This is a genomic window from Modestobacter caceresii (assembly GCF_000761485.1).
In the GTDB taxonomy this organism is placed as follows: domain Bacteria; phylum Actinomycetota; class Actinomycetes; order Mycobacteriales; family Geodermatophilaceae; genus Modestobacter; species Modestobacter caceresii.
Genome location: NZ_JPMX01000008.1, coordinates 74,941 through 81,901 on the forward strand (window position 1 = coordinate 74,941; position 6,961 = coordinate 81,901).

Annotated in this window: 7 protein-coding genes; 1 reads left to right on the forward strand and 6 read right to left on the reverse strand. The window is 71.7% G+C overall.

Features of this window, described 5'->3' with window-relative positions; all coding sequences use genetic code 11:
• The first annotated feature begins 154 nt into the window (after window positions 1–154).
• The gene (locus IN07_RS02805; RefSeq protein WP_052090624.1) at window positions 155–1,666 is read left to right on the forward strand and encodes an MFS transporter; all 1,512 of its coding nucleotides are present in this window, start codon (window positions 155–157) and stop codon (window positions 1,664–1,666) included.
• 45 nt (window positions 1,667–1,711) lie between these two features.
• On the opposite strand, the gene IN07_RS02810 is transcribed toward IN07_RS02805, so the two are convergent.
• From IN07_RS02810 to ftsE, 6 genes are all read right to left on the reverse strand, one after another.
• The gene (locus IN07_RS02810; RefSeq protein WP_036333415.1) at window positions 1,712–2,707 is read right to left on the reverse strand and encodes a GNAT family N-acetyltransferase; all 996 of its coding nucleotides are present in this window, start codon (window positions 2,705–2,707) and stop codon (window positions 1,712–1,714) included.
• An 11-nt stretch (window positions 2,708–2,718) separates the two neighbouring features.
• Window positions 2,719–3,612: an amidohydrolase family protein gene (locus IN07_RS02815; RefSeq protein ID WP_036333354.1), complete on the reverse strand. Its 894-nt coding sequence runs from the start codon at window positions 3,610–3,612 to the stop codon at window positions 2,719–2,721.
• Complete coding sequence (locus IN07_RS02820; RefSeq protein ID WP_036333356.1) at window positions 3,612–4,532, reverse strand: NADP-dependent oxidoreductase; 921 nt, start codon at window positions 4,530–4,532, stop codon at window positions 3,612–3,614. The genes IN07_RS02815 and IN07_RS02820 overlap by 1 nt, the downstream gene beginning before the upstream one ends.
• Before the next feature lie 4 nt (window positions 4,533–4,536).
• Window positions 4,537–5,013 carry an SsrA-binding protein SmpB gene (smpB, locus tag IN07_RS02825; RefSeq protein WP_036333358.1) on the reverse strand — a complete coding sequence of 159 codons (477 nt, stop codon included), beginning with the start codon at window positions 5,011–5,013 and terminating at the stop codon, window positions 4,537–4,539.
• Window positions 5,014–5,096: 83 nt separating this feature from the next.
• A complete protein-coding gene (gene ftsX / locus IN07_RS02830) occupies window positions 5,097–5,981 on the reverse strand; it encodes a permease-like cell division protein FtsX (RefSeq protein WP_036333360.1) in 885 nt (294 codons plus the stop codon).
• A 57-nt stretch (window positions 5,982–6,038) separates the two neighbouring features.
• The gene (gene ftsE, locus IN07_RS02835; protein ID WP_036333362.1) at window positions 6,039–6,728 is read right to left on the reverse strand and encodes a cell division ATP-binding protein FtsE; all 690 of its coding nucleotides are present in this window, start codon (window positions 6,726–6,728) and stop codon (window positions 6,039–6,041) included.
• Between the last annotated feature and the right edge of the window lie 233 nt (window positions 6,729–6,961).

The window sequence follows — 6,961 nt, forward strand, 5'->3', positions numbered from 1 at the left end:
CTGACCCCGCCGGCCTCCCCGACCGCGCACCGCCGCCGGTCGAGCGGGCCCGTCACCTCCTCCGCACGCGACCGCGCGACGCCTCCGGCCGTGAGCCCTCCCCTGCCCTCATCCCCCTCGTCACCGCGCCCCGCGCGAGAAGGACGGCTCCGTCATGCCCGCCGACAGCCTCATCCCCCCGTCGAGGTCCATCGACCCCGACGTCCCGCCCCTGCCCGAACCGGACGCCGACGGCCCCGACCCCCGGCGCTGGCTGGCCCTCGCCGTCATCGCCGTCGCCCAGCTGATGGTCGTGCTGGACGCCTCGATCGTGAACATCGCCCTCCCCGACGCCGGCCTGGACCTGGGCATCAGCGCGGCGAACATCCAGTGGGTGGTCACCGCCTACACGCTCGCCTTCGGCGGGCTGCTGCTGCTCGGCGGGCGGATCGCCGACTTCACCGGCCGCAAGCGCGCCTTCTTGATCGGCCTGATCGGCTTCGCCGGCGCATCCGCACTGGGCGGCCTGGCTCCCAACCAGGAGCTGCTGTTCGCCGCCCGTGGCCTGCAGGGTGCGTTCGCGGCGCTGCTCGCACCGGCCGCGCTGTCCCTCCTGGCGGTCACCTTCACCGACCCCAAGGAGCGGGCCCGCGCGTTCGGCGTCTTCGGCGCCATCTCCGGTGGTGGCGCCGCGATCGGCCTGATCCTCGGTGGGGTGCTCACCGAGTACGCCTCGTGGCGCTGGACGCTGGGCGTCAACGTGCCGATCGCCCTGGCCACCGCCGTCTTCGCGATCGGCCTGGTGAAGGAGAGCCGCGCCGCCGGCGATCGTCGCTACGACGTGCCGGGCGTGCTGCTGTCGGCCGCCGGCCTGGTCAGCCTGGTCTACGGCTTCAGCAAGGCCGCCGAGGAGGGCGTGGGCTGGACCGACCCGGTCACCCTGACCCTGCTGGCCGCCGCCGCCGTCCTGCTGGTGACCTTCGTGCTCTACGAGCAGCGGGCCAGCCACCCGCTGCTGCCGCTGCGCGTGGTCCTGGACCGCAACCGGGGCGGCTCGTACCTGGTCTTCCTGCTGGTGGGGGCCGGGATCTTCGCGATCTTCCTGTTCCTGACCTTCTACTTCCAGCAGACCCTGGGGTACAGCCCGCTGGACTCCGGCTTCGCCTTCCTGCCCTTCAGCGGCGGGATCATCGTGGGCGCCGGCATCGTCTCCCAGGTGCTCCCCCGGATCGGGCCGCGACCGCTGATCATCGGTGGGCTGGTGCTGGCTGCGCTGGGCATGCTCTGGCTGACCCGGATCGGTGAGACCAGTTCGTACGTCACCGAGGTGCTGCCGGCCCTGCTGGCGATCAGCCTCGGCATGGCGGCGGTGTTCGTCCCGGCGTCCAGCACGGCGCTGGTCGGGGTGGAGAGCCACGACACGGGGATCGCCTCGGCCGTGCTCAACACCAGCCAGCAGGTCGGTGGCTCGCTGGGCCTGGCCCTGCTGAACACCTTCTACGCCTCGGCGGTCACCGGGTACCTCGTCGACAACCCGGGTGCCGCGCCGGGCGCCGCCTTCGTGCAGGGGTACCACGTGGCCTTCATCTGGGCCGCGGTGTTCCTGGCGGTCGCGCTGGTCATCAGCATCGTGCTGATCCGGGCCAAGAAGGACGACCTGCCCGCCGAGATGGTGCTGGCGGCCTGACCGCCACGGAGGGGCCGACGTCGCGGCGTCGGCCCCTCCGGTGCGTCAGCTGAGCGGGGCCAGCCGCCGGGACCAGGAGACCTGGGTGCGGGCGGTGGCGAAGCCGAGGCTCTCGTACAGCCCCAGCGCGCCGGTGACGTTCTCGCTGTCGACCTCCAGCCCGGAGGTCTGACAGTCCTGCGCCGCGGCGGCGTGCATCGCCTCGATGATCACGGCCTTGGAGACACCCCGGCCTCGGGCGGCCGGGAGGACGCCGATCTGGCCGAAGTAGCTCTCCCGGGAGCCGCTGGCCGCGGCGGTCGCCTCGGAGACGTAGGCCAGCGCGTAGCCGAGCACCTCGCCGTCCTCGACGGCCAGCACCGACAGGTCCGGGCGGAAGGTCCGCATGCCGGTGAACATGACCTGCCAGGAGGCGACGTCGCGCTCGCTGGAGCCGTAGTGCTCGGTGAAGGCGGCGTTGTGCGCCAGCCGCACCTCCTCGTCGCGGTCCCAGCTGAACGGCACCAGGTCGATGCCGTCGAGCGACCGCCGCGGCGGCAGGTCGGTGAGCGGGCGCTCCATGTGGAAGAACCAGCGGACCGCCTCCAGCCCGGCCCGGCGCACCAGCGCCTCCAGCGAGGGCATCGTCGTGTACACGGTGGCGGTCAGCCGGGCCGGTGACTCCGGGTGCCGGTCGGCGTGCAGCTCCGCGCCCCGTGCCAGCTGCCAGGCGAGCAGCGCCCGGCCGATGCCGCGGCCCCGCCACTCCGGCAGCACCCGACCCTGCAGGTGCACGCCGTAGGCGTCCCGGAACGTCGGCGGGGCGATCGTGGTGGCGTAGCCGACGACGGTGCCGTCCGCCGTGCTCACCAGCCGGGTGTCCTGCTCCAGGTCGACCAGCTCGCTGACCCACAGCCCGGTGAGGTCCTCGGGGGACTCGTGCAGCCCGGTGTCGTCGACCGCCTCGGCCACGGCCAGCAGTTCGGCCACGGCGACGACGTCGTCGGGGCGGATCGGGCGGGCGGAGAAGCCGTCGGGCAGGGCGAGCGGTGCAGAGTCCACGGTGATCAAGGTTAAGCGGTGACCCCGAACAGCCGTGCACCGTTGCTCCAGAGGACCGCCCGCAGCCACTCCTCCCCCAGGTCCAGCCGGTGCAGCGCGGCCAGCTGGTGGGCGTAGGGGTACGGGATGGCCGGGAAGTCGCTGCCGAGCACCACCTTGTCCCGCAGCGCGGCCAGCCGGGGCAGCAGTGCCCGGTCGAAGGGCATCAGCCGCTCGGTGAAGTCGGTGGCGAACATCGTGGTGTCCAGGTGCACCCGCTCGTACCGCTCGGTGAGGTCCAGGAACGCCGCGTACTCCGGCATCCCCAGGTGCGCGATCACCAACTGGAGCCGCGGGTGGCGCTCCAGCAGGCCGGCCATCGGCGCCGGGCCGGTGTGCTCACCGCGCAGCGGCCCGGAGCCGCAGTGGATGACCACCGGCGTGCCCGTCTCGGCCAGCCGGGCCCACACGGCGTCCAGCAGCGGGTCGCGCGGGTCGAACGAGCCGACCTGCACGTGCACCTTGAACACCCGGGCGCCGGCGTCCAGCGCCTCGGCGACGTAGGCCGCCGCCGCGGGCTCGGGGAAGAACGTGGCCGACTGCAGCACGGCCGGGTGCTCGGCCGCGAACGCGGCGGCCTCGTCGTTCAGCCAGGCGGCCATCCCCGGCCGGTGCGGGTAGGGCAGCGTCGGGAAGGCGCGGACGCCGAGCGCCGCCAGCACCGCCAGCCGCTCCTCGACCGGCAACGCGTAGGTGACCGGCCACGGCGCCCCGTAGTGCGTCTCCGCCTCGGCGAAGTACTGCCACACCTTCGCCTGCACCCGCGCGGGGAGGAAGTGCACGTGCACGTCGACCAGCCCGGGCAGCCCCAGCTCCCGCCAGTACCTCGGGACGTCGGCGTCGTCGACGGGCGGGGGCACGGACATCAGATCGTGACGACGACCTTGCCGCGCACGTGCCCCTCGGCCACCAGCCGCTGGGCGTCGGCGGTCTGCGCCAGCGGGAACGCCTTGGCGATCGCCACCCGCAGCTGCCCGGCGTCGGCCATCCGGCCGAGCTCCTCCAGGTCGTGCCGCTCCGGACGCACGAAGACGTACCGGCCGCCGAGGTCGAGCACCGCCGGGTCGACGACGCTGGCGACGCGCTTCGGGTCGCGCACCTGGTCGGGAGCGTCGCCGAGCGCCGGCCCGCCGACCAGGTCCAGGACGGCGTCGACCGGCTCGGACAGCTGGGCGGAGATCGGGCCGGCGTTGTAGTCGAGCACCTCGGCGGCGCCGGCATCGCGCAGGAAGCCGTGGTTGCGCGGGCTGGCGGTGCCGATGACGTGCGCGCCGAGCGCCGCGGCGATCTGCACGGCGAAGAAGCCGACGCCGCCGGCGGCCCGGTGCACCAGCACCCGGTCGCCCTCGCCGACGTCGAGCGCCTCGGTGAGCGCCTGGTACGCGGTCAGCCCGGCCAGCGGCAGCGCGGCGGCCTCGGTGAACCCGAGCGAGTCGGGCTTGTGCGCGATGCACCGCTGCGGGCCGGGCACGAGCTCGGCCGTCGTACCCCATTGGACGTCGTCCCGGCGCAGGTAGCCGAAGACCTCGTCACCGGGGGCGAAGTCGACCACCGCCGGCCCGACCCGCTCCACGACACCGGCCAGGTCCCAGCCCGGCACGATCGGGAAGTGATGCGGGAAGAAGCCGGCCAGGCCGCCCTCCCGGATGCCCATGTCCACCGGGTTGACCCCGGCCGCGCGGGTGCGGACCAGCACCGTGTCCGGCCCCACCGGGGGCTCGGGCAGGTCGTCGCGCAACTGCAGGACCGACTCGTCACCGAACCGGTCGTAGGCGATGCCGCGCATGAGGTCAGCGCCGTCCCTTCACGTAGCGGCCGAAGGCGCGTTCCATCTCCCGGCGGGAGTCACGCTCGGCCAGGTCCTGGCGCTTGTCGTAGCTCCGCTTGCCCTTGGCCAGCGCGAGGGTGGCCTTGACCTTGCCGTCCTTGAAGTACAGGTCCAGCGGGACGAGCGTGAGCCCGCCCTCCTTGGTCTTGCCGATCAGCTTCTCGATCTCGGCGCGGTGCATGAGGATCTTGCGCTTGCGGCGCGGGGTGTGGTTGGTCCACGTCCCCTCGGTGTACTCGGGGATGTGCACGTGCTGCAGCCACACCTCACCGTCGTCGACGGTGGCGAAGCCGTCGACGAGGGAAGCGCGGCCGGCACGCAGGCTCTTCACCTCGGTGCCGGTGAGCACCAGGCCCACCTCGTAGGTGTCCAGGATCGAGTAGTCGTGCCGCGCCTTCTTGTTCTGGGCGATGAACTTGCGCCCCTGTTCCCGCGGCATGAGGCCAGGTTACCCAGGGGCCGCAACCGATCACGGCGCCTGACCCTCACGGGGCAGGCGCCATGACCGGCGGGCGGCGAGCGCTACAGGCGGACGTAGAGCCGCAGCGTCACGTACGCGGCGACGGCGGCCAGGCCCACCCCAGCGGCCGCGATGATCGGGGAGATCGCGATGATCGCCGACCAGTCGACCGGCGGGATGATGCCCGCCTTGATCGGCCCGGCGAGCGTCTTGTCGACGAACAGGACCTTGGTCAGCACCAGACCGCCGATGGCGAGCAGCGCGCCGATCAGACCGGCGAGCGCCGCCTCGAGGATGAACGGCAGCTGGGTGTACCAGCGGGAGGCGCCGACCAGTCGCATGATGTTGGTCTCGTTGCGTCTGTTGAAGGCCGCGAGCTGGATCGTGTTGGAGATCAGCAGCAACGCGGCCAGCGCTTGCACGAGGGCCACCGCGAGCGTCCCGTTGCGCGCGCCGTTGAGCAGGCTGAACAGCCGGTCCAGGAAGTCCCCCTCGTCGCGGACCTCGTCCACGCCGGCCTCCCCGTTGGGGAACTGCTCGGCGATGACCGGGTACCGCTCGGGGTTGACCAGCTCGACCCGGAAGCTCTCCGGCAGCGCGTCCTCAGGGGTGTTGGCGATCAGCGCCGGCTGCTCCTGGAACTGCTGGGTGAAGCGCTGGTAGGCCTCGGCACGGGTCTCGTAGATGTAGTCCTGCACCTCCGGCGAGGCGTCCAGCTGCGCGGCGATCGAGTCACGCTGCTCGTCGGTGACGTCGTCGGCGAGGTAGATCGAGACCTGGATCTTGTCGTAGTAGATCTCGCGCATGTCGCCGATCATGTTGGCGATCAGCAGGCCGGTGCCCATGAGGCCCAGCGAGATCCCGGTGGTCAGGATCATCGCGACCGTCATGGTCAGGTTCCGACGCAGCCCGGCAGCCACCTCGGAGAGGACGAAGTTGACGCGCATCAGTTCCCTGTCGTGTTCTGCGGTCCGGCGGTCATCGGCTGGTCAGCGACCCGCACCTCAACGACCCACGCCGTAGACGCCGCGGCTCTGGTCGCGGCTGACGACGCCGTCGTTCAGCTCGATCACGCGGCGCCGCATCGAGTCGACGATGTGGTAGTCGTGCGTGGCCATGACCACGGTGGTGCCGGTGCGGTTGATCCGCTCCAGCAGCAGCATGATGTCCTGGCTCGTCTCCGGGTCCAGGTTGCCGGTCGGCTCGTCGGCCAGCAGCACCAGCGGCCGGTTCACGAACGCCCGGGCGATCGCCACCCGCTGCTGCTCACCACCGGAGAGCTCGCTGGGCAGCCGATTCTCCTTGCCGTCCAGGCCGACCATCTCCAGCACCTCGGGCACGACCCGCTTGATCGTGCGCTGGGGCTTGTTGATCACCTCGAGGGCGAAGGCGACGTTCTCGGCGACCGTCTTGTTGCGCAGCAGCCGGAAGTCCTGGAAGACGCAGCCCATCGTGCGGCGGAGCTTGGGCACCTGCCACTTGCTCATCGTGTTCAGGTTCTTGTCGTTGACCGTGATGACGCCCTTGGTGGGGCTGTCCTCCTTCAGCAGCAGCCGCAGGAAGGTCGACTTGCCCGAACCCGAGGAACCGATGAGGAAGACGAACTCCCCCTTGTCGATCTGCATCGAGACGTCGTCCAGAGCCGGCCGAGGACTGGTCGGGTAGATCTTGGAGACGTGTTGCAATTCGATCACGAGGGGCCACGGTACCTGCCCGGCGCCGGCGGATGATCCGTTCGCCCGGCGCGTCCCGCGACCTCGTGGACGGACAGTGAGCAACGGGCGGCCGGGCCGGCGGTGACGGTCACCCTCCGTGCCACCGGGCCGGGCTCGGCTGTGGCCGGTCTCTCCCCGGCCCGACTGCGGGGGCCTAGGGCGTGTCTCCTAACCGCTTGAGCCAGAGGGTGACCGCACGCAGGACTGCTGCG

Bases quoted from the DNA above. Each gene is read 5' to 3' on its own strand.
- IN07_RS02815 (WP_036333354.1), bottom strand. From the start codon at position 3,612: ATGTCCGTGCCCCCGCCCGTCGACGACGCCGACGTCCCGAGGTACTGG.
- ftsX (WP_036333360.1), bottom strand. From the start codon at position 5,981: ATGCGCGTCAACTTCGTCCTCTCCGAGGTGGCTGCCGGGCTGCGTCGG.
- IN07_RS02805 (WP_052090624.1), top strand. From the start codon at position 155: ATGCCCGCCGACAGCCTCATCCCCCCGTCGAGGTCCATCGACCCCGAC.
- smpB (WP_036333358.1), bottom strand. From the start codon at position 5,013: ATGCCGCGGGAACAGGGGCGCAAGTTCATCGCCCAGAACAAGAAGGCG.
- IN07_RS02820 (WP_036333356.1), bottom strand. From the start codon at position 4,532: ATGCGCGGCATCGCCTACGACCGGTTCGGTGACGAGTCGGTCCTGCAG.